The 23,585-nt window shown below is 42.8% G+C and carries 21 protein-coding genes; 14 read left to right on the forward strand and 7 right to left on the reverse strand.

Going from position 1 to position 23,585, the window contains the following annotated elements:
* Positions 1-8: 8 nt before the first annotated feature.
* Positions 9-2,627 (reverse strand): [protein-PII] uridylyltransferase, encoded by a 2,619-nt coding sequence (glnD, locus tag AN213_RS18195; RefSeq protein WP_054562048.1) that lies wholly within the window; start codon positions 2,625-2,627, stop codon positions 9-11.
* A 12-nt stretch (positions 2,628-2,639) separates the two neighbouring features.
* Positions 2,640-3,449 carry a type I methionyl aminopeptidase gene (gene map, locus AN213_RS18200; protein WP_228482666.1) on the reverse strand — a complete coding sequence of 270 codons (810 nt, stop codon included), beginning with the start codon at positions 3,447-3,449 and terminating at the stop codon, positions 2,640-2,642.
* A gap of 247 nt (positions 3,450-3,696) precedes the next feature.
* Here map and rpsB point away from each other — a divergent pair, with 247 nt between their 5' ends.
* From rpsB to AN213_RS18270, 14 genes are all read left to right on the forward strand, one after another.
* Positions 3,697-4,425, forward strand: coding sequence for a 30S ribosomal protein S2 (gene rpsB, locus AN213_RS18205; RefSeq protein WP_054562046.1), 729 nt, complete (start codon positions 3,697-3,699; stop codon positions 4,423-4,425).
* Positions 4,426-4,528: 103 nt separating this feature from the next.
* A complete protein-coding gene (gene tsf / locus AN213_RS18210; protein WP_054562045.1) occupies positions 4,529-5,380 on the forward strand; it encodes a translation elongation factor Ts in 852 nt (283 codons plus the stop codon).
* A 151-nt stretch (positions 5,381-5,531) separates the two neighbouring features.
* A complete protein-coding gene (pyrH, locus tag AN213_RS18215) occupies positions 5,532-6,281 on the forward strand; it encodes a UMP kinase (RefSeq protein WP_054553317.1) in 750 nt (249 codons plus the stop codon).
* A gap of 14 nt (positions 6,282-6,295) precedes the next feature.
* Positions 6,296-6,853 carry a ribosome recycling factor gene (gene frr, locus AN213_RS18220; RefSeq protein WP_054553121.1) on the forward strand — a complete coding sequence of 186 codons (558 nt, stop codon included), beginning with the start codon at positions 6,296-6,298 and terminating at the stop codon, positions 6,851-6,853.
* Between the two features lie 104 nt (positions 6,854-6,957).
* Positions 6,958-7,737, forward strand: a complete 780-nt coding sequence (locus AN213_RS18225) for an isoprenyl transferase (protein ID WP_054553120.1) — start codon at positions 6,958-6,960, stop codon at positions 7,735-7,737.
* A 22-nt stretch (positions 7,738-7,759) separates the two neighbouring features.
* Positions 7,760-8,626, forward strand: coding sequence for a phosphatidate cytidylyltransferase (locus AN213_RS18230; protein ID WP_055199296.1), 867 nt, complete (start codon positions 7,760-7,762; stop codon positions 8,624-8,626).
* Positions 8,623-9,822, forward strand: coding sequence for a 1-deoxy-D-xylulose-5-phosphate reductoisomerase (gene ispC / locus AN213_RS18235; protein WP_055199297.1), 1,200 nt, complete (start codon positions 8,623-8,625; stop codon positions 9,820-9,822). Before AN213_RS18230 ends, ispC begins: the two co-directional genes overlap by 4 nt.
* Before the next feature lies 1 nt (position 9,823).
* A complete protein-coding gene (gene rseP, locus AN213_RS18240; RefSeq protein ID WP_055199298.1) occupies positions 9,824-11,176 on the forward strand; it encodes a sigma E protease regulator RseP in 1,353 nt (450 codons plus the stop codon).
* Positions 11,177-11,282: 106 nt separating this feature from the next.
* Positions 11,283-13,754 (forward strand): outer membrane protein assembly factor BamA, encoded by a 2,472-nt coding sequence (gene bamA, locus AN213_RS18245; RefSeq protein ID WP_055199299.1) that lies wholly within the window; start codon positions 11,283-11,285, stop codon positions 13,752-13,754.
* A gap of 12 nt (positions 13,755-13,766) precedes the next feature.
* A complete protein-coding gene (locus AN213_RS18250) occupies positions 13,767-14,285 on the forward strand; it encodes an OmpH family outer membrane protein (protein ID WP_054553115.1) in 519 nt (172 codons plus the stop codon).
* A 9-nt stretch (positions 14,286-14,294) separates the two neighbouring features.
* A complete protein-coding gene (gene lpxD, locus AN213_RS18255) occupies positions 14,295-15,335 on the forward strand; it encodes a UDP-3-O-(3-hydroxymyristoyl)glucosamine N-acyltransferase (protein WP_054562041.1) in 1,041 nt (346 codons plus the stop codon).
* 10 nt (positions 15,336-15,345) lie between these two features.
* A complete protein-coding gene (fabZ, locus tag AN213_RS18260; protein ID WP_054562040.1) occupies positions 15,346-15,798 on the forward strand; it encodes a 3-hydroxyacyl-ACP dehydratase FabZ in 453 nt (150 codons plus the stop codon).
* A gap of 2 nt (positions 15,799-15,800) precedes the next feature.
* The gene (gene lpxA / locus AN213_RS18265) at positions 15,801-16,571 is read left to right on the forward strand and encodes an acyl-ACP--UDP-N-acetylglucosamine O-acyltransferase (protein ID WP_054553112.1); all 771 of its coding nucleotides are present in this window, start codon (positions 15,801-15,803) and stop codon (positions 16,569-16,571) included.
* Positions 16,572-16,712: 141 nt separating this feature from the next.
* Positions 16,713-17,081 (forward strand): septal ring lytic transglycosylase RlpA family protein, encoded by a 369-nt coding sequence (locus AN213_RS18270; protein ID WP_055199300.1) that lies wholly within the window; start codon positions 16,713-16,715, stop codon positions 17,079-17,081.
* Here the strand turns inward: AN213_RS18270 and cydC are convergent.
* The 5 genes from cydC to AN213_RS18295 are packed head-to-tail and all read right to left on the reverse strand — an operon-like array spanning position 17,078 to position 23,471.
* Positions 17,078-18,841 (reverse strand): thiol reductant ABC exporter subunit CydC, encoded by a 1,764-nt coding sequence (gene cydC / locus AN213_RS18275; protein WP_055199301.1) that lies wholly within the window; start codon positions 18,839-18,841, stop codon positions 17,078-17,080. The genes AN213_RS18270 and cydC overlap by 4 nt on opposite strands.
* The gene (gene cydD / locus AN213_RS18280) at positions 18,834-20,594 is read right to left on the reverse strand and encodes a thiol reductant ABC exporter subunit CydD (protein ID WP_055199302.1); all 1,761 of its coding nucleotides are present in this window, start codon (positions 20,592-20,594) and stop codon (positions 18,834-18,836) included. The genes cydC and cydD overlap by 8 nt, the downstream gene beginning before the upstream one ends.
* The gene (gene cydX, locus AN213_RS18285) at positions 20,584-20,736 is read right to left on the reverse strand and encodes a cytochrome bd-I oxidase subunit CydX (RefSeq protein WP_054553108.1); all 153 of its coding nucleotides are present in this window, start codon (positions 20,734-20,736) and stop codon (positions 20,584-20,586) included. Before cydX ends, cydD begins: the two co-directional genes overlap by 11 nt.
* 12 nt (positions 20,737-20,748) lie before the next feature.
* Complete coding sequence (cydB, locus tag AN213_RS18290) at positions 20,749-21,888, reverse strand: cytochrome d ubiquinol oxidase subunit II (RefSeq protein WP_055021939.1); 1,140 nt, start codon at positions 21,886-21,888, stop codon at positions 20,749-20,751.
* Positions 21,885-23,471: a cytochrome ubiquinol oxidase subunit I gene (locus AN213_RS18295; protein WP_054562035.1), complete on the reverse strand. Its 1,587-nt coding sequence runs from the start codon at positions 23,469-23,471 to the stop codon at positions 21,885-21,887. Before AN213_RS18295 ends, cydB begins: the two co-directional genes overlap by 4 nt.
* Positions 23,472-23,585 lie beyond the last annotated feature (114 nt).

Here is a 23,585-nt window from a genome sequence, read left to right on the forward strand (position 1 = left end):
AGATCCTCTTATTCGGTTTCTGCGTTGAGTTTTTTACGCAATGCTTGATGAATTTTAGCCTGTTCTTCGTCTGTTAATGCTTGGTATTCGTTATTTGATACCACGAAGAAATCTTCTGCACGCTCACCAACTGTGGTGATCCGTGCGGCATGAATATGTAATAAGTGCGCTTGAAATACTTCCGCAATTTTTGTTAATAGACCCGGAATATCCACCGCTTGAATTTCAATTAAGCTGCGGTCTTTACGGGCATGCGGTCTAAGCACAATTTTTGGTTTGATATTAAAGTCTTTGAAGCGCTGAGAGCGATTCTTTTTAAGGCGAATTTTCTTTTTCGGGTCGCTAATTGCAAGATCTAAAGCACGTTTAATGCCTTGCGAACGGTTACTCGCAATCGGGTCACCATTGACCTCTAAAATAACAAAGCTAAATAGCACGTAGCCATCTTTAGTGGTCAGTACCTGCGCATGTTGAATTTGTGCTTTTTTCGAACCAATTACACTTACCAAACGGGCGAATAAGCCACCTGAGTAAGGGCTATAAGCAAATACTTGTGTACCACCATGCATTGCGGTGTTAGACACGGCAACGCTGGGCTGGCTTAAATCTTCACAGCTTAGTAGGTGCTCTGTGTGCCACGAAATCTGTTGCTCGCTAAAAGCAGTAAAGTAATTGGCTTTAAAGCGACTCCAAATTAAGTCGATTTGATCTTCGTTACAACCGTGGTTCAGTAAGCGCTGTTTGGCTTGCTGTTTTTTATCACGTATTTGATCACGTTGGTCCATTGGGTTTTCGAGCCCTAAACGAAGCGCGCGCTGGGTGTGTAAATACAGCTCACGTAGTAGGGTATTTTTCCAATCGTTCCACAGGTTATCGTTAGTTGCGCGAATATCGGCTAACGTTAAGCAGTACAAGTAGTCAAGCTGGCGCTCATTTTTCACTTTACTGGCAAAGTCTTTAATCACATCTGGGTCATTAATATCTTTGCGCTGCGCTGTAACCGACATAAGTAAGTGATTAGCCACTAACCACGAAATAAGCTTGCCATCTGAGGCTGGGAAGCGGTGTAGCTTAGCAAACGCAATTGCATCAACTGAGCCAAGCTCAGAGTGATCGCCACCACGGCCTTTAGCAATATCGTGGAAAATACCGGCTAAATAAAGTAACTCAGGCTTGTCCATGCGAGTGACAATTTCACTACATAACGGAAATTCGCTGACTTTTGATTTATCAAAGTACTTATAAATATTGTTGATGAGTTTATGGGTATGTTCATCCACGGTGTAGGCATGGAATAAATCAAACTGCATTTGCCCAAAAATATTACGCCACTGTGGTAAGTAGGCAGCAATAATGCCGTGCTTGTGCATCAGCGTAAATGCGCGGCCCATACCGTTAGGGTGTTTGATTAAACGCAAAAATGCTTCGCGACAGGCGGCGTAGTCTTGTAAATCACCCAATAAACGACGGCGAACTTGGCGCATTGTACGTATGGTACTTGGGTAAATATGGGTGATCTCTGGGTTATCAGCAATATGCTCGAACAACACAAATAGCTGATCACGGCGGAAGAACACCGATGGGTTCTTAACACGAATTTGATGGCCAATACGCTCAAAGTTACGGTCAAGCTCAATCACAGGTAACTCACCGGCACCCGGTAAAATGCTTTGCTCAAAGTATGAAAGCAGCATTTGGTTAAGCTCACGTACGCGGCTCATGATCCTAAATAAGCGTTTCATCATGCGCTCGACCGAGGCTTTACCATCACTACCAAAGCCAAGAATTTCAGCGGCGTTAGGTTGATGATCGAACAATAAGCGGTTTTCAGAGCGACCCGCAGCGATGTGCAGCGCAAAACGAATGTTCCATAGGTTTTCTAAACACTCAGACAGCTCTTGGTATTCTTCGTGAGTAAGATAGCCGTGATTTATGAGTTCTTGTAATGTTTCGGCTCTAAAGTGCTTTTTAGCAACCCAAATAATGGTCTGTAAGTCGCGCAGGCCACCCGGGTTTTCTTTGATATTCGGCTCAAGGTTATAAGCAGTACCATGGCATTTTTTATGGCGTAAACTTTGTTCTTGTACTTTTGCCAAAAAGAATTCGTCTGAGCGCCAAATAGGCGTATCTATTAAATGATTTTTTAATTTTTCGAATTCGATATGGTTACCGAAAATTAATCGGCTTTCGAGTAAGCTGGTGGCAAATGTCACATCTTCGCGTTTTTGTTCTAATGCTTGTTCTATAGTGCGAACGCTGTGACCAATTTCTAAATTTAGATCCCAAAGCATGGTAACGAACTGGCCAATTTTTTCGCACACGGCTTCACTTGGCTGCTCGCTTACTAGCAACATAAAGTCGATATCGGAATAGGGGTGTAGTTCGCCACGACCATAACCACCCACAGCAATCAGGGCAAGATCACTTTCGTGAGCAAGATCGTAATCGTGAAACAGTTTAATTAATAAGCGGTCGATAAACTCAGCGCGGGCATTAATTAAGTTGCTAACGGGTTGTTTTGAGAATTCGTTCTGTAGCCATTTATAAAAATAACTAGAACAGTCGCGATAATCGCTAAGTTGCTCAGCTTGGCTGAGCAACTTTTTTACTTTATTGGGTAATGCCACTGGGGCTGGCTCCTAGTGTTCGATGATCCTGTCAATAGTATCATCTGATCGGAGCGTTAAAATTTCAACACCATTTTCAGTCACTAACAGTGTATGTTCCCACTGTGCAGACAGTGAACGGTCTTTTGTTACGACAGTCCAGTTGTCTTTTAGTAGCTTACATTGGCGTTTACCAGCATTAACCATAGGCTCGATTGTTAAGCACATACCTGCTTTTAATACTTCGCCAGTACCTGCTTTACCATAGTGCATTACTTGTGGCTCTTCGTGGAACTCAGCACCAATGCCGTGACCACAATATTCACGAACGATTGAATAGCTAAAGCCCTCTGCGTATTTTTGAATTGCAGCACCAATATCACCTAAGCGTACGCCTGGTTTTACCATTTTAATCGCAAGGTAAAGGCTTTCTTGTGTGATATCAGCAAGACGCTTGCCTTGAATGTTAGGCGTACCAACGTGGAACATCTTCGATGTATCACCGTGATAGCCATCTTTGATCACAGTTACGTCGATATTTACGCTATCGCCTTCTTTAAGTGGTTTGTCATTTGGAATACCGTGACAAATTACATGGTTCACTGAGGTGCAAATTGATTTTGGGAAACCGTGATAATTAAGCGGTGCTGGAATAGCATCTTGAACATTAACAATATAATCATGACAAATTGTATTTAGTTCATCTGTGGTTACACCTGGCACCACATGCGGTTCTATCATTTCTAGTACCTCGGCGGCTAAGCGCCCGGCAACACGCATTTTTTCGATTTCTTCAGGGGTCTTGATCACAGCACTCATTGAGGCTCCAAAGTTGTTTTTCAGGTCAGTTTTTAGTGCACAAATTTTGCACTAGACGTTGAGTTTTCAATTTTAATATGGTATAAAGCGCGCCGTCTTTTTACAAATAAATTCTTAACTGATTTTTTGTATTTAAGGCAAACACAATTTTATTTTAACACACACACGTATCGTCACATACACTTGGGTGCACTTAAGTTACAAATTAACTACGGTGTTGGTGCTATGGGATATGTGGAGGCCTAACCCTAAATTATAGAGGATTATACAAATGGCAAACGTTTCAATGCGCGATATGCTTCAAGCTGGTGTTCACTTTGGTCACCAGGCACGTTACTGGAACCCTAAGATGAAGCCTTTCATCTTCGGCGCTCGTAACCGTGTTCATATCATCAACCTAGAGCAAACTGTACCAATGTTCAACGAAGCACTTAAGTTCTTATCGAACGCAGCTTCTAACAAAGGTAAAGTACTTTTCGTTGGTACTAAGCGCGCAGCAAGCGAAGCAGTTAAAGAAGCAGCGATCCAAAGCGAGCAGTTCTACGTAAACCACCGTTGGTTAGGTGGTATGTTGACTAACTGGAAAACAGTTCGTCAATCAATCAAGCGTCTTAAAGACCTTGAAGCGCAAAGCCAAGACGGTACTTTCGAGAAATTAACTAAGAAAGAAGCGTTAATGCTTACTCGTGAAATGGAAAAGCTTGAAAAGAGCCTTGGTGGTATCAAAGACATGGGCGGTCTTCCTGACGCGCTTTTCGTTATCGATGCAGACCACGAGCACATCGCTATCCGTGAAGCTAACAACCTAGGTATTCCAGTTGTTGCTATCGTTGATACTAACTCTAACCCAGACGGTGTTGATTACATCGTACCTGGTAACGACGATGCGATCCGTGCTATCCAACTTTACACAGGCGCTGTATCAGCTGCGATCACTGAAGGTCGTGAGAACAACATCGTTGCTCAAGCTGAGAAAGACGACTTCGTAGAAGCTGAGTAATTAGCTGTCATCAAGTCTTCATCTATTTAAGGTGAAGACTTGTTATTCTTGTTAAGCGGCCTATACCGCTTCCCTATAACAGAATTCAATTGAGGATATTCTAATGGCTGTAACTGCTGCCCTAGTTAAAGAATTACGCGAGCGTACTGGCGCTGGCATGATGGATTGTAAAAAAGCGTTAACTGAAACTAACGGTGACATCGAGTTAGCGATCGAAAACATGCGTAAGAGCGGTGCTGCAAAGGCTGCTAAAAAAGCAGGTAACATCGCTGCTGAAGGTACAATCTTAATCAAAGAAGGTAACGGTTTCGCTGCACTTCTTGAAGTTAACTGTCAAACTGACTTCGTTGCTAAAGACGCTAACTTCCTTGGTTTCGCTAACCAAGTTCTTGACGCTGCTGCAGAAACTAAAGCAGACATCGAAGCACTTAAAGCACAATTCGAAGAAACTCGTGTTGCTCTAGTTGCTAAAATCGGTGAAAACATCAACGTTCGTCGCGTTGAGTACATCGACGGTGACAAGCTTTCTTCTTACCGCCACGGCGACCGTATCGGTGTTGTTGTAGTTGGTGAAGCTGACGAAGAAACACTTAAGCAAGTTGCTATGCACGTAGCTGCGTCTAAGCCTGAGTTCGTAAACCCAGAAGACGTACCAGCTGACGTTGTTGAAAAAGAAAAAGCAGTTCAAATCGATATCGCGATGAACGAAGGCAAGCCTGCTGAAATCGCTGAGAAAATGGTTATCGGTCGTATGAAGAAATTCACTGGTGAGATCTCTCTTACTGGTCAAGCTTTCATCATGGAACCTAAAAAATCAGTTGGCGAAATTCTTAAAGAGAAAGGCGCAACTGTTTCTAACTTCATCCGTTTAGAAGTTGGTGAAGGTATCGAGCGTAAAGAAGAAGACTTCGCTGCTGAAGTAGCTGCTCAAATCGCTGCTGCAAAAGGCGAGTAATTTTCTAACTTAGTGACGTAGGGCAATAAGATGAAATTAATCTGCTATTAGCTTTTGCGTCACTGATGAAAATTCTTTAAAATAACCGCGTTTTATGTGTAACCATAGCGCGGTTATTTTTTATCTCATTACTAAGGCTGGCCCAAATATTATGACTATCAATCGTAAACCTATTTTTAGACGTGTTCTTCTTAAACTTAGCGGTGAAGCATTAATGGGAGACGAAGGCTTCGGCATCGACCCAAAAGTACTTGACCGTATGGCTCAAGAAATTAAAGAACTTGTAGAGCTCGACGTAGAAGTAGGTTTAGTTATCGGTGGTGGTAACTTCTTGCGTGGTGGTTCATTAGCAGAAGCGGGTATGAACCGCGTAGTTGGCGACCACATGGGTATGCTTGCGACTGTAATGAATGGTTTAGCAATGCGTGATGCACTGCACCGTGCATTTGTAAATTGTCGTTTAATGTCTGCTATCCCACTTAACGGTGTGTGTGATGCTTACAACTGGGCAGAAGCTATCAGCCTATTAAAATCTGGCCGCGTTGTAATTTTCTCAGCGGGTACAGGTAACCCATTCTTTACGACTGACTCAGCAGCGTGTTTACGTGGTATTGAAATTGAAGCAGATACTGTAATCAAAGCGACTAAAGTGGATGGTGTTTACTCTGATGATCCAGTGAAAAACCCAGACGCTACACTATATCGCCACTTAAGCTACAATGAAATCATTGATAAAGAGCTTAAGGTTATGGATTTAGCTGCATTTACGCTGGCGCGTGACCACAACATGCCATTAAGCGTATTTAACATGAATAAATCAGGCGCGCTTAAGCGTGTTATTATGGGCGAAGATGAAGGAACGCTTATCTCTTCACAAGCCTCAGATGAAACTAGCAAATAGATTAGGATTGAACCGTGATTAACGATATCAAAAAAGATGCGTCAGAACGTATGCAAAAAAGTGTTGCGGCACTAGGCAGTCAATTATCTAAAATTCGCACAGGCCGTGCGCACCCAGCATTACTTGACGGTATTCAAGTGTCTTACTACGGTGCAGACACACCATTAAACCAAGTTGCTAACGTAACAATTGAAGACTCACGTACACTTGCAATTAGCGTGTTTGATAAGTCACTAGCTCAAGCAGTAGAAAAAGCGATTATGGCTTCAGATTTAGGTTTAAACCCAATGTCTGCAGGTACTGTTATTCGTGTTCCACTTCCTCCACTTACAGAAGAACGTCGTAAAGACCTTATCAAAATCGTACGTGGCGAAGTTGAAAGCGGCCGTGTTGCTGTACGTAACATCCGTCGTGACGCAAATGGCGACATTAAGAGCTTATTGAAAGAAAAAGACATTTCTGAAGATGAAGCACGTCAAGCAGAAGACGAGATCCAAAAGCTTACTGATAAGTTCATCAAAGAGATGGACGCACAACTAGCTGCAAAAGAAGCTGAGTTAATGGAAATCTAATCGCTGCTGTTTATCTTTCAGACATTGATTCTGCAAGTAAACAGACGCAACTAAATTTATTAGTTTTGAAACGCCGTCTAGGGTATACTAGACGGCGTTTTTTTATGGAATACTCGATATTTATGGTTCTTAACGCTGATAAAATTTCCCAGCAAAGTTTGCCTAAGCATGTCGCTATAATCATGGATGGCAACGGACGTTGGGCACAAGCGAAAAATCGCCCACGTGTTTATGGGCACAAAAAGGGCGTTGATGCGGTTCGTCAATCAGTGCAATTTTGTACTCGCTTAGGTATACAGTCGTTAACACTATTCGCATTTAGTAGCGAAAATTGGCGACGTCCAGAAGACGAAGTAAATACGCTCATGGAGCTATTTTTATTTGTACTGGGCAAAGAAGTTAAAAAACTTCATAAAAATAATGTAAAGCTAAACATAATTGGTGATTTATCACGCTTTTCAGAAGGTTTGCGCAATAAAGTTGATGCAGCCCATGAATTAACTCGTAATAATACGGGTCTACAGTTAAACGTGGCAGCTAATTATGGTGGACGTTGGGATATTACTAACGCCGCAACAACGCTTGCGAAAAAAGTCGCAGCCGGTGAAATGGCCGCAGAAGATATTACTGAAGAGCTAATGGCTGAACAAATGAGTATGGCCGACCAAGGTGAGCTTGATTTAATGATCCGCACCGGTGGAGATTTACGCATCAGTAACTTCCTTTTATGGCAAGCGGCTTATGCTGAGCTTTACTTTACCGATACGCTTTGGCCAGACTTCAATGAAGCTGCATTTGCTGACGCTATCGCATGTTACGTTGCCAGAGAGCGACGATTTGGTTGTACAGGCGAACAAATAAAACAATTACTCGCCGAGACCTAATTACTAGTTGAAGGTACACACATTGCTAAAACAACGAATTTTAACCTCGCTCGTGTTGGCACCACTTGCACTTATTTTGGTTTTTTATACCCCATTAACACTATTTAGTTATATCGCCGCCGGTATTGTTTTACTCGGTGCATGGGAGTGGTCTGCATTTATGGGCCTATGCGATAAAGTTAAACGTTTTGGATTTGTTGCAGCAACGGCTGCATTTTTGGCATTACTGAACTGGCATTGGCCCATTGAATCACTTTGGCAAAATGGTCAATTAGTGGGTGATGCAAACTACCTATTTACCTTGTCATTTGCATGGTGGATTGTGGCAACTTATTTAGTTTGGCGCTACCCAGCTATGGCAAAGGCTTGGAATGAAGGCATTGTAATGCGTGCCATTGCAGGCTTTTTAACGCTAGTGCCACTTTGGCTTGCACTAAATACACTACGTAGCGCAAGTTATGGCGAATCTACTCACTTTGGTTCAATGTTAATTTTAGTTGTACTTGGTATTGTGTGGAGCGCAGATATTGGTGCTTACTTTACTGGTAAGAACTTAGGTAAACGTAAACTAATGCCAAAGGTAAGTCCTAATAAAACAATTGAAGGATTATTAGGTGGTGTAGTGGCTTCGGTTGTTTTTGTTTTAGCATTTTGCCATTTCACTAATGTTGATATGAGTGTTTGGCCAATCTATGCCGTGATGACTGCATTTATCGCGTTATTCTCAGCCGTAGGCGATTTACTCGAAAGTATGTTTAAACGTGAAGTTGGCTTGAAAGACAGCGGCTCATGTTTACCAGGTCATGGCGGTATTTTAGATCGTATCGATAGCTTAACCGCAGCTGCGCCAATCTTTGTACTTTGCTACGCATGGACACTGAGTTTATGAGCAAGGTAGAGCAACTTGTCGTACTGGGCGCAACTGGTTCAATCGGTTTAAGCACCTTAGATGTTGTTTCTAGAAACCCAGAGCGCTTTGCGGTTTTTGCTTTAGCGGCGGGTAAAAATGCCGAGCAAATGGCTGAACTGTGTGTTGCACATCAGCCTAAGTTTGCTGTAATGGCTGATCAACAAGCCGCTAGTGCGCTATCAAATTTACTTGCAAATAGCTCGTGTAACACACAGGTGCTAGCAGGTGTTGATGCGATGTGTGAGCTTGCTGCACATACCGATGTTAATGCAGTGATGTCGGCGATAGTAGGTGCAGCGGGTCTGTTACCGACTTTAAGTGCAGTTGAAGCAGGCAAAAAAGTGTTGCTAGCGAATAAAGAGTCGCTAGTTATGTCGGGTCAGTTGTTTATTGATAAAGTAAAACAACATGGCGCAACTTTACTGCCTATCGATAGCGAACATAATGCGATTTTCCAATGTATGCCAGCATCATTACAAAATGCATCTGGCCTACTTGCCGACAATGGCGTGAGCAAAATCTTGCTTACAGGTTCTGGTGGTCCTTTCTTAAAACGTGATTTATCGACACTACCATCAGTGACTGTTGCAGAAGCAGTGGCACATCCAAACTGGTCAATGGGACAAAAAATATCTGTCGACTCAGCGACTATGATGAATAAAGGCCTAGAGTTTATAGAAGCCAAGTGGCTGTTTAACTGCTGTGCCAGTGATATTGAAGTGGTGATCCACCCACAAAGTATTATTCACTCTATGGTGCAATATCAAGATGGCTCAGTGCTTGCGCAAATGGGCAATCCAGATATGCGCACACCAATTGCTCATGCTTTAGCTTTTCCTGAGCGTGTCGATGCGGGTGTAAAACCGCTCGATTTTTCACAAATGGCAGATTTTACTTTCACTAAACCAGATTATGCTCGTTACCCTAATTTAAAACTTGCCATTGATGCGTGTGAAATGGGGCAAGGTGCAACCACCACAGTAAATGCGGCGAATGAAATAGCGGTTGCAGCATTTCTAAATGGTCAAATCGGCTTTACAGATATTTATCGAATTAACGCTGAAACGCTTAATGCAACACAAAATATCAACGTGCAGACCCTCGATGAGATTTTAGCTTGCGACCAAGCTGCACGTGTAAAAGCGACTGAGTTTCTAAAAAGAGGCATCAACTAGCATGTTTGATTTTTTCTGGAATCTTGGCTCATTTATTCTTGCTCTGGGTATTTTAGTGACTGTGCATGAATATGGTCATTTCTGGGTTGCGCGAAAAGCCGGCGTGAAAGTGCTGCGTTTTTCAATTGGCTTTGGTAAGCCGTTGATCAAGTGGTACGACAAACAGCAAACCGAATATGTGATTGCAGCAATCCCACTAGGTGGTTATGTCAAAATGCTTGATGAGCGTGTTGACGAAGTCCCGCCAGAGCAGCGACATTTATCATTTAATGCTAAATCAGTAAAAGCACGTATTGCTATTGTGGCTGCTGGCCCGATGGCAAACTTTTTATTCGCTATTTTTGCCCTTGCTGTAATGTATATGGTCGGCGTTCAGTCATTAAAACCTGTGGTGGGTGAGGTGTCTCAAGGCAGCCGTGCCGCAGCTGCTAATATTCAGCCAAATCAGCAAATTATTAAAATTGGTGAAGACGATATCAATACTTGGCAAGATGCAACATTCTCGCTAATGAGCCGCTTAGGTGAGCAAAGTGTTGTGGTAACGCTTCGTGATCAGAATTATCAAAAGCATGTGCGTACTCTTAACTTAGATGGTTGGAAACTAGATCAACAAGACGTTCCGCCATTAACCTCGATAGGCATTGTACCATTTCGTCCTAAAGCACTTTTAGAAGTGGCGATGATCAGCAAAGGCTCGGCGGCAGAAGCTGCAGGGTTACAGGGAAACGACAAAATCTTTGCTGTAAATGGTGAAAATATCAGCAGTTGGACCCAGTTAGTTTCACTAATTCAGCAATCACCTAACAAATCCTTACAATTTAGTGTACAAAGGCAAGATAGTATAAAAGAGCTGTCTGTGACGCCACAAAGCAGAACCAATGATGCGGGCGTTGCTCAGGGCTTTTTAGGTGTGTCTCCGGTGGTTGAGCCATGGCCAGAAAACTATATTGAAACTAGACATTATGGCCCTGTCGATAGTATTGTGCTGGGCATACAAGAAACATGGCGTTTAATTACCCTTAGTTTTGACATGATTGGTAATTTAATTACCGGTCAGGTGTCGGTTAAAAATTTAAGTGGCCCGGTGGGCATTGCAGTTGGCGCGGGAACTAGCGTAAGCTATGGCTTGGTTGCATTTTTAAGCTTTTTAGCATTAATTAGTGTAAACCTTGGCGTATTTAACTTATTACCGCTGCCAGTGCTAGATGGTGGGCACTTAATGTATTACATAATTGAACTTTTTCGCAAAAAGCCGGTCTCTGAAAAGACGCAAGAATTTGGTTTTAAAGTGGGGGCCTTGCTGCTTCTGTTTTTAACATGTTTCGCTTTGTTCAATGATGTATCGCGTTTATAACAAGTAAGCGAAAAATTCCAATTTGAACACGATTGTAAAACACCGCAAAAGTTAAATTTATAAGGTGTTGAGCGGTAATACAGTTGTAAAGGATAAAGATAACAAAATGGCTATAAAAAAACATTTGGCAGTTTCAAGTTTATTAGGTGCTAGCTTTGCAGCCCTAGGCCAAAACTCCTTTATTGTAGATGATTTAAAAGTTGAAGGTTTACAGCGTGTTGCACTGGGTGCTGCGTTAACGCATATTCCGATCAACGTGGGCGATAATATTGATGAGTACACAATTTCTAGAACCATAAAGGCTCTCTATCGTTCAGGTCACTTTGACAATATTAAAGCATTACGTGATGGCAATAGTGTTATCTTCCGAGTGACTGAGCGTCCTACGATCAGCATGATCGAATTTGATGGCAATAAAGACATCAAAGATGAGCAACTTAATGAGTCGCTAGACCAGCAAGATATCCGTACTGGTGAGCCGCTTGATAAAACAGTCCTTGATAACATTGAAAAGGGTTTAACGGAGTTTTTCCACAGCATCGGTAAGTACAATGCTAAAGTGGATGTAAGCATTACTAAGTTGCCACGTAACCGTGTAAAGCTTTTATTTGAGTTTGATGAAGGAGACGCAGCGTCAATTCGTCAAATCAACTTAGTTGGTAATGAACTTTTCTCTGATGAAGAGTTACTTAAATTAGCTGAGTCTCAGCAAGATTTGCCGTGGTGGCAGTTCATGTCGAGCGACAGGTATCAAAAGCAAACCATCGAAGGTGATTTAGAGAAAATTCGCAGTTACTACCTAGACCGTGGTTACTTGCGCTTTAATATCGATTCGACACAAGTATCAGTTAGTCCAGAACGTGATTCTGTTTATGTAACAGCCAATATCACCGAAGGCGTTAAGTATAAAGTGAAAGGCTTTGACTTTATTGGTGACTTGTTAGGCCGTGAAGAACTCATTAAGAGCGTTATCCCGCTAAAAACTGGCGAGCTTTATAACGGCTCTGTGGTGACATCATCTGAAGAGTTTATTAAAAGCTACTTAGCGCGTTTTGGTTATGCCAATGCTGAAGTGCGCACCATCCCAGAAATTGATGACGAAAACAAAGAAGTTCAATTAACGCTTTCTGTTAATCCGGGCAAGCGTGTTTATGTTCGTCGTATCATTGTGGGCGGTAACCAAAATACTTCTGATGAAGTGGTTCGTCGTGAAATGACACAGCTTGAAGGTGCATGGTTATCAAACCAAAGCCTTGAGCGCTCTAAATTGCAAATCCAGCGTTTACCATACATGGAAAGCGTTGATTTTAATGTTGTGCCAGTACCAGGTGTAGATGACCAAGTTGATGTAGATTTTACTGTGAAAGAGCAATCTGCAGGTAGCTTTAACGCAGGTCTTGCCTATGGTTCATACTTGGGTCTGCAATTTAACATTGGTGTGAGTGAATCAAACTTCTTAGGTACCGGTAACCAAATTGGTTTCAACATCAATACCTCACGTGGTTCTGAGCGTATTAGTGTGTCTTACACTGACCCTTACTTTACGCCGGATGGTGTGTCGCAAGGTAGTAGCATCTTCTACAGTAACTATGATGCAAGTAAATTCAGTCTAATCGACTATAAATCGAAGAGTTACGGTATTGGTACTAACATCGGTTTCCCAATCGATGCGGTAAACCGTATTAACTTTGGTGTTCGTTGGGTGCAAGAAGAGCTGTCTGATATTGCAGAATATGAGCAAACACGTGTTATTCGTGAAACCTTCTTAGATCCTGATAACCCAGATGCAGGTTTTGATTTTACTAAGTACGAGTTAAGCGCAGGTTGGTCTCGTTTAACTGTTAACCGTGGTTTATTCCCAACAGCAGGTTCGCGCCAATCTCTTAACTTAACAGCGACAACGCCGAACTCAGATTTACAGTACTTTAAGCTAAATTATGACTCGCGTTTTTACTGGCCAATCAGTAATGACCACCGCTGGGTGTTCTCAACTCGTGCTGCCCTTGCATATGGTAATGGTTATGGTACTACGAATGGGTTTGACCAAACGTTACCATTTCAAGAGTTCTTTAGAATCACTGAGATGGAACTACGTGGTTTTGATAGAAATACGATTCTACCACGAGCTGTTGCTAGAAGCCCCCAGACTATTCCAGGTACGCCATCTGATGATGGTAATAGTACAGGGAATATTGGCGGCGCATCAGAATTTGACCAATTACAAACAGCAGGCCGAATTGGTGGTAATGCCAAAGCGGTAGCAGGGATGGAGCTTATTGTTCCAACACCTTTCTTAGATGAAGAAAACACCAGCTCTGTACGTACTAGCTTCTTCGTAGATGCTGCAAACGTATGGGATACAGAGTTTAATATTGACCGTTATCAAGATCTTCCTGCAGCGCAACGTGATAAGTTGGATGATTACTCAGATCCAATGCGTTTTAGGGTTTCAACCGGTCTTTCTCTACAATGGATCTCTCCGATGGGTCCAATGCTGATCAGTTTTGCGTATCCATTGCAAAAAGAAGAAGATGACGATACGAAGACCATCAGCTTTAACATTAGTAATACATTCTAAAGGAGTTTTTTCGTGAATAAATCAATTAAATCAACAGCTTTTGCACTACTTGCTACTTTATCTATGGGTCTATCTACTAACGCATTTGCGCACAAAGTAGGTATCGTTGATATGCAAGAAATCTACAAGCAAATCCCACAAATGGCGAAAGTAGAGCAAACTTTAGAAGCTGAATTCTCAGAGCGTCGTCAAGAACTAGAAAAACTTCAAGGTGATATCCGTTTTGAAGCTGAAAAGTTCAAGCGTGAAGCAACAACGATGAGCGACAAGCAAAAAGAAGAATTACGTACTAAGATTCAAGGTATGCAGCAGCAACTTGCTGAAAAAGGTCGTCCTTTAGAGCAAGAAATCAAAATGCGTCAAAACCAAGAACTAGCTAAAGTTCAAAAGCTAATCTTAGATGCAATCGAAGAAGTAGCGAAAGCTGGCAAATTCGATGAAGTTAAAGTTAAAGAAACAACGATTTATGTTAACCCTAAAACTGTCGATGACTTATCAAGCAAAGTTGTTGAAAAAGTAAGTAAGCAATAGAAATCATATATGCAAAACTACACGCTTTCGCAGATAGCGGATCTTCTGGGCGCTGACCTTCAAGGTGACGGCGCCACAGAGATTAAAAAAATATCTACACTTGCAAATGCCCAACATGGGCATATTGCATTTTTAGCGAACAAGAAATATCGCTCGCAATTAGAAGATACTCAAGCAAGTGCGGTGATTTTATCACCAGCAGATGCTGAGTACTTTTCGGGTAATAAGCTCATTGTTGCTAATCCTTATGTTTGTTACGCCAAACTTGCTCAGCTAATGGATACCACACCGCGCTCAGCAGTGACGGGTATTCACCCAAGTGCAGTCATTCACGATTCAGCCTCTATTGGCGATAATGTCGCGATCGCCGCCAATGTGGTGATCGAAGCGGGCGCTGTAATTGCAAACGATGTGCAGATTGGCCCAGGCTGTTTTATTGGTGAGCACGCAAAAATTGGCCAAGGCACTAAGCTTTGGGCAAATGTAAGCGTTTACCATGAAGTAGAGATTGGCAGCGACTGTTTATTCCAAGCGAATACGGTAGTGGGCAGTGATGGTTTTGGTTACGCTAACGAGCGTGGCGAATGGGTGAAAATACCGCAACTTGGCCGAGTAATTATCGGTGATAAGGTTGAGGTAGGCGCGTCTACTACGATTGACCGTGGTGCGCTAGACGATACTATCATCCATAGTAATGTAATTATCGATAATCAATGTCAAATAGCGCATAATGTCGAGATCGGTTCGGGTACAGCGGTTGCTGGTTGTACGGTATTTGCCGGCAGCACAGTGATCGGTAGGAATTGTCAGATTGGCGGTATGGTTGCAATTAATGGTCACATTAGCGTATGCGATGGTGCTATAATCACCGGCATGAGTATGGTGACTAAGGCAATCACAGAACCTGGAATTTATTCTTCAGGCTTGCCACATCTAACCAACAAAGAATGGCGACGTAGTATTGCCCATATCCGTAACCTTGGCGATATGAAAGACCGCATTAAAGCACTTGAGTCACTGACTAAGTCACTCAATATTGAAGACAAATAAGGATGCTATTTTGGCAAATGAATTAAATAGTCTTGATATCCAGGATATCTTGAGTTTACTTCCGCATCGTTACCCGATGCTACTTGTTGACCGTGTACTTGATTACACGCCAGGCGAGTCGTTACATGCTATTAAAAATGTAACAGTGAACGAACCTATTTTTACGGGTCATTTTCCTAATCAACCTATCTTTCCAGGTGTGTTGATTTTAGAAGCAATGGCTCAAGCAACTGGCTTACTTGGTTTTAAGACAGTTGAAAATCGTAGCGATAACGAACTATATTTATTCGCAGCGATCGACAATGCGCGATTCAAACAGCCGGTATTACCTGGCGATACTATGCATTTGCATGTAGAGTTTGTAAAAGAGCGCCGCAATATATGGAAATTTGCAGCAGAAGCAAAAGTTGACGGCAAAGTAGTGTGTACTGCCGAAATCATGTGTGCGAGAAGAGAGTTTTAATAGTGATCCATCCTACGGCGATAATCGAACCAGGTGCAAAACTTGGAAATAACGTATCAGTTGGCCCTTACAGCTATATCGGTAACGATGTAACTATTGGTGATAACTGTATCATCGAATCTCATGTGGTTGTTAAAGGCCCATCGACGATTGGTTCTGGTAACCACATTTTCCAATTTGCTTCGGTCGGTGAAGCTTGCCAAGACAAAAAGTACGCGAATGAGCCAACGACTTTGATCATTGGTGACAACAACGTGATCCGTGAGTGTGCGACAATTCACCGTGGTACGATTCAAGACCAAGGTGTAACTAAAATTGGTAGCAATAACTTATTTATGGCTTACACACACGTTGCACATGATGCTGTAGTGGGCGATAACGTTATTTTTGCTAACAATGCCTCTGTTGCTGGCCACGTACACGTAGGTGACTGGGTGATCCTTGCAGGTAATTCAGGTGTTCACCAGTTCTGTAAAATTGGTTCACATGCCTTTGTTGGTATGTACTCAGGCGTTAATAAAGATGTACCGCCATTTGTAACTACTATTGGTACACCGGCTGGCCCTGTAGCAATCAATACTGAAGGCATGAAACGCCGTGGCTTTGAAAGCGATGAGATCATGGCAACACGCCGTGCATATAAAACGCTTTATCGTAAGAGCTTAGGTGTTGAAGAAGCAATCGCTGAGCTAAGTGAAGATGCTGCGAAGTACCCAGCTGTTCAGCTGATGATAGATTTCGTGAAAAGCTCTGAGCGCGGAATTATTCGCTAATCATAAGCGAACTTCTATAAAAGCCACCGTAAGGTGGCTTTTTTGTTTTTATACTCATTCGCTTAATTAGGTAACTTGATATAGTTCAGGTTTTGCTAAGTCAGTGCTTGCTATCTTCACGGCAAAAAAGGATCTACTAATATGAACAAACTCATCGTTTTTGCATTATTAAGCTTAATTATAACTGGTTGTAGTAGTGCACCTTCAGTATCTAAAGGAGCAATAGAAAAAGGCAAAGCCAGTTATTACGCTGATAAATATCATGGCCTAACGACAGCAAGTGGTGAGGTGTTTAATCAACGGGCATTGAGCGCGGCTCATCAAACGCTTGGTTTTGGCAGCAGAGTAAAAGTTACTAATCTTAGTAATAATAAAAGCGTGATTGTTACTATTAATGACCGCGGCCCATTTATCCGCGGTCGTATTATCGACTTATCAAAAAAGGCGTTTTCACAAATTGCCTCAGTCAAGCAAGGTGTGATTGACGTCACCGTTGAGCAGCTCGATTAAAAACGGGTAATAAGCTCTACGTAGTCGGCTTCATTCGCCACTAATTCAGCATGACTCGCAAAGGCTCTTACTTGTCCTTGCTCTAACCAAATAACCTTATCAACACGACTTAGCATTGCAGGGTCATGGGTAATGGTCAGCATAGTTTTATTTGCCCATATTCTCTCAACTGTAGTCAGCAAGTTTTGCTTAGTGTGATTATCTAGGCTCTCTGTTGGTTCATCAAGAATGATTAAATTACCTTGCCTTAATAGAGCTTGGGCAATAGCAATACGACGTGACTGACCATGAGAAAGCTTTCTGCCTGCGGTTCCTAAGCGGGTATTAAGGCCGGCTTTTAAGTTCTTAAGCCAAGAGCCAAGTTCAGCTTGTTCACAGGCCTCAATAAGCCTCTCATCTGTCGCATCAAAAGCTGCATAGCGAAGGTTTTCACGTAGCGTGCCATCAAAAATATGATGCTGCTGGGCAACTATCGTTAGCTGCTTAAAGCGTGTTGCAGTGCTCAAGCTTTCAAGTTCAAAGGTGCCTTCTTGCTTGGTGGCGAGCTTTAATGAGCCTGATTGCAGCGGCCAAAGGCCTGTGAGTAAGTTAACTAGGGTGGTTTTGCCACTACCACTGGCACCGACTAGAGCAACTTTACTGCCGGGCGCAATAGCAAAATTGATATTGCTAAGGGCTTTGCTTTTTGCCCCCAAGTATTGGTAATTGACCTCGCTTAACTCAAGGCCAAGTCCAGATTGATCCGCTAATTGGTTTGCTAACTGATCGTCTAAGTTGTTTGGTTTTTTGGCTAAGCTGCTGTGTTTATCTTCAAGATCGAACAGTCGCTTTGCGGCACTTAAAGTAAGCGGCAATTCAATAAATGCCGTAGGCAGGGTGAGCACGGTTTCAAAGCTTGCTAATACAAATAACGCGAGCATCGCCAGTTCAACGTTTTTCATAGTCCCCATTGCAACCAGTGGAATTATCATAAATACACTGGCCAGCATGGTTAGTTGGATCACCAAAGTGCTTAAACCATTACTGTTTGCCACGGCTTTGTGGCGACTATAGAGCTGGTTGTTGTATTGTTTACTGAGTGAGTCACAATGCGCTAATTGCGCCGCCTGTGCTTGATAGACAGCAAGCTCTCTGGCACCTGATAGTGTATCGGCAAGTTCAGCTCTTAAGTCGGCTGAAAGTTGGGTTTCGGTATCCGCTTGTTGATGAAGCTTATGGCTTAACAATGCGGGAAGCAGCACGCCAATAATCATCAGTGAAGTAAAGCAAACTAATGCAACCTCAGCGTTATACATGGCCATGAAGGCCATTACTATAGGAATGCTGATCAAGGCGACAATAATCGGCAGCAGCACATTGAGGTAGAATTTATCCAGCGCATCGACATCATTCTGTAGGCGGTTAAATAAATCGCTACTACGACTCATTGCTAAGTCAACGTTGTTCAGTTGGCTCAGAGTCTTGAACATGTTTACGCGAATTTCGCTCAGCAATAAAAAGGTAGCATTATGAGTTATCATCCGCTCACCGTAACGAGACGCTGTGCGCACGATAGCTAAAAAGCGGATCACTCCAGCTGGGGTAAAGTAATTCATCTGCACACCAGCAATGCCCGCCGCTGCCATGGCTGCTAAAAACCACCCAGATATAGCGAGCAAGCCCACATTAGCGAGTACCGTTAAGCTTGCTAAAAAAGCCCCTAAAAGCAACATGCCAGTATGAGGTTTGCACAGTTTTAATAGACGTATAAAGTTATGCATGGGTGTCACCTTGGCTCACAAGTTTAGCAAATAGGCCTGCTTGCTCAGTCAGTTGCTGGTACTGACCAGATTCAACAATGTGACCTTGTTGCATAACGTAAATATTATCGGCGTGTTTTACCGTATTCAGTCGGTGAGCAATAACCAGTACTAAATGGTCTTTTGCATAATCGCGGATTGCTTGATTGATTAAATGCTCTGTTTGGCTGTCTAAGTGAGCGGTAGGCTCATCTAGCATCAGCACAGGGGCATTCTTCAAAAATGCACGGGCAAGGGCTATGCGCTGTTTTTGCCCTCCAGAGAGGCCTTCTCCTTGTTCACCTAGCAAGGTATCAAAGCCATCAGGTAGTGCAGAAATAAACTCAAGTGCTCCAGCTTTACTTGCTGCTTCATCGAGCTCTGCTTGGCTTGCATCGGGTTTAGCTAAACGCAGGTTGTCTGCAACGGTTCGATAAAATAACGTGGCTTGCTGTGGGATCCATGCCAGCTGTGCTTGCCAATCAGCTAATGCAGTATCACTCAGTGGTTGCTCGTTAATGCTAATGGCACTATTGGCCTGATGATGAAAACCCAATAGGCAATCAAACAAGGTACTTTTACCCGAACCACTTTCACCCACAAAGGCAATTAAGCCTGAGCTTGGTAAGCTTAAGTTGATATCAGTTACCCCTTCGTTTGTTTCAGGGTAGTGAAAGGTAAGCGCACTCAGCTGTATATCTTTTATCGGTAACTCAAGCTTAGATGACCCGACATGTTTATCAGCGTCGCTTTGATTGATTATGTCGACCATATCAGCAGCAGCGCTGATCCCTTCAAGTTTTGCATGATAGTGAGTACCCATTTGTCTAAGTGGTAAGTAAAACTCAGGGGCCAGTAGTAACACCACAAATCCAGTGGCAAAATCGAGCGTACCAAAAAATAATCTAAAGCCAATGATTACAGCAACAAGGGCCACACTAATGGTGGCTAAAAATTCAAGGGCGAAAGACGATAAAAAGGCGACTTTCAATACACCCATGGTTGCTCCACGGTAATCATCAGAAATCTGACTGATGCTATTTAGCTCACGCTTGGTTGCATTGAAGAGCTTGAGTTGAGTCAGGCCTTGTAATCGGTCAAAAAAGTAATTACCAAGTACCGCCAGTTGTTGCCAGCGTTCTTGATTTAACTGCTCAGCTTTATGGCCCACTAAAATCATGAAAAAAGGGATAAGTGGCGCTGTTAAAAGGAATATGAGGCCTGCTTTGTAATCGGTTGGAAAAATCACCACCAATATCGCTAATGGAATAAGCGCACTGTAAGCCACACTCGGAATGTAGTTTGCGTAATATTGATGCAGTGCTTCCACCCCATTATGTAAGGTGTTAAGTGTTGCGCCGTGACCTTTTTGTTCACTGTAGGCTGGCCCAAGTTTGCTGAGCTTTTCTAGCAGTGTATTACGCATCACGTTTTTTATTTTTAATGCGGCGAGGTTACTTACGCGTTCACTTAGCGTAACCAACAAAGCACGAACTAAAATTAGCCCAGCCAGCGGCCATAATAATGGGCTTACGGCTTGCAAGTTTGCTTGTTCAAACATGACTTGATGAGCCGCGTTTGCAAGAAGGTAACAAGAGGCAATCATTAATAGGGCGTTGAGTGTGCCCAAACTAATGCTTAATTTAAGAAGCCCTGAAGCGGACTGGCTATACTGCTTTAAAAAAGCGCGCAGCGTTTGCTGCTGCGCGCGATTTGGTCGGGGTTTAGTTGTCATCGGTGTTTTTGAGTCTCGCGTACAGCTCTAGCTCATCATCAGCAATCGAATCTTTATGTTGGTGAAATTCGTACCACATTACGTTGATCACCCCAAGTGTACAGGCTAATAGAACACCTAAAATCCAGGCAAAATACCACATATTTAAATCTCCTTAATAGCTACCGTGAGTGTTGTTTTCAATTTCACTAATCGTTACTTTGCGCCACATCTTCACATAACACCATGTTGTGTAGATAAGAATAAGTGGTACAAAAATAACCGCAGCGATAAACATCACGTTAAGTGTCATATGGCTCGAAACCGCATCCCACATAGTTAAACTAATATTTGGGTTGTTGCTCGAAGGCATCACAAACGGGAACATTGACATACCCGCAGTTAAGATAACGCCTGCGAGCATTAAGCTTGACGCAGCCAATGCCATTGCTGGTTTTTGTAATTTAGATAATACAATTGCCAGTGCCGCCATCACGAATGCTAGGGCAGGGAACAGCATGGTTAATGGCATTTTTGTATAGTTATCAAGCCATGCACCCGGTGCCTGCGTTACTGTTTTAGCAAGCGGGTTTGCAAACCCTTGAGTATCGCCCATGCTAACGATTTTATAACCGTCAATTTGTGATACCCACACACCAGCTAAGGCAAACAATACAATAAACGCCATCAGTGCATATTGACCATATTGTGCTGAGCGTTTAGCAACCTCTGCATCAGTACGAAGTTGTAACCACATACCAGCGTGACCAACCAGCATCAGTACACTCACTAAGCCAACTACAATGGCAAATGGGTTTAATAACGCAAAGAATGAACCTTGATAACTGACACGCAGTAGGTCGTCGATATGATAAGGCACGCCCAGTAATAAGTTACCAAATGCTACACCAAATACTAAAGCAGGAATAAAGCTGCCAGCAAATAGGCCCCAATCCCAGTTATTACGCCAGCGCGGTGAATCTATTTTTGAGCGATAATCAAAACCAAGCGGTCTGAAAAATAACGCAAATAACACCAGCATCATAGCAAAGTAAAAGCCAGAGAAAGCGGCCGCGTAAACCATAGGCCAAGCCGCAAACAGTGCGCCCCCAGCGGTGATGAACCAAACTTGGTTACCATCCCAGTGAGCGCCAATGGTGTTAATAACTGTACGGCGTTCAACATCTGTTTTACCAACTAGGCGAAGCAAAATTGCCACACCCATGTCCATACCATCGGTTACTGCAAAGCCAATTAGTAATACACCAATTAACAGCCACCAGATTAGTTTTAGTGTTTCGTAATCAAAAATCATGACTGAGCTCCTTGGCTTGCAAGTGAATCCGCTTTGGCAAGTTCATGGTGATATTTACCAGTATGAAGTGAGCTTGGGCCTTGTTTAATAAAGCGCAGCATCAGCCAGCCTTCTACAGCAGCAAGACCTGTATAGAAAACTAAGAAACCAGTAATACTAATCAATAAGTCATTCACCGTGAGTGACGAGGTTGCCAAGAAGGTCGGTAAAATTTCCGAAATTGCCCACGGTTGACGGCCGTATTCCGCAACAATCCAACCAAATTCAATGGCAATCCAAGGCAGAGGAATACTCCATACCGCAGCCCATAATAACCAGCGCTTTTGCTCAATAATGCGGTGTGCGTTGTAATAAAATGCGAGGACGAATACGCCAAGCATGATCACGCCACAGCCAACCATGATTCTAAATGACCAGAACATAGGGCCGACTTGAGGGATTGAGTCTTTCACTGCTTTTTGAATGTGCTCTTCTGTTGCATCTACCACGTTAGGGGTATAGCGCTTAAGTAGCAAACCATAGCCAAGGTCGTCTTTTAAGGTATCGAACTTTGCAATGTTTTCTGGTGTGTCTTCACCGCCACGAAGCTTTTCTAAGTATTCGTATGCAATCATACCGTTACGAATACGTACTTCGTGCTGCTCTTCAAGGTCTTTAATACCTGTTACTTGCTCGTCAATAGAGCGAGTCGCAATGATGCCAAGTGCATAAGGGATTTTTACAGCGGCATGGGTGACTTGTTCTTCTGAGTCAGGAATACCAACTAGCGTAAATGCGGCAGGGGCTTCTTCGGTATGCCACTCAGCTTCAATGGTTGCGAGTTTGACTTTTTGCACCTCGCCAACTTCGTAGCCAGATTCATCACCAAGTAAAATAACACAAAGAATAGACGCTAAACCAAACCCTGAAGCAACCGAGAACGAACGCTTAGCAAAAGCAAGGTCGCGACCTTTTAAGATGTACCAGCTACTAATACCAAGTACAAACATAGATGCTGCAACATAACCTGCTGATACGGTATGAATAAACTTAACCTGTGCGACTGGGTTAAATACCAATTCAGCAAAGCTAGTCATTTCCATGCGCATGGTTTGGTAGTTAAATTCAGCACCTACTGGGTTTTGCATCCAACCATTTGCTACTAAAATCCATAACGCAGATAAGTTAGTCCCTAAAGCCATTAAGAAGGTAGCACCTAGATGCTGACGTTTACTCAAACGCTCCCAGCCTAAAAAGAACATACCGACAAAGGTTGATTCTAAGAAGAAAGCCATTAAGCCTTCAATCGCTAGCGGTGCGCCAAATATATCGCCCACATAGTGAGAGTAATAAGACCAGTTGGTACCAAACTCAAACTCCATGGTTAGACCTGTCGCCACACCAATCGCAAAGTTAATACCAAACAACTTACCCCAGAACTTAGTCATATCACGATAAATTTCGCGACCTGTCATCACGTAAACGGATTCCATGATCACTAAAATCCACGTCATACCTAAGGTAAGGGGAACAAATAGGAAGTGAAATAGGGCAGTGATTGCAAATTGCAATCGCGATAGATCCACAAATGTTTCATCTATCATTGTTTAGCTCCTTGTTAGCGGGTGCGGTAGACACGACAAATATTGATTATGAAGTTTCAGTAATTATTGAAACTTTGCAAATATTAAACCTGTATTCATTTTAGTCAATAGGAA

Origin of the sequence: Pseudoalteromonas sp. P1-8 (assembly GCF_001399985.1) — a bacterium.
GTDB lineage: Bacteria > Pseudomonadota > Gammaproteobacteria > Enterobacterales > Alteromonadaceae > Pseudoalteromonas.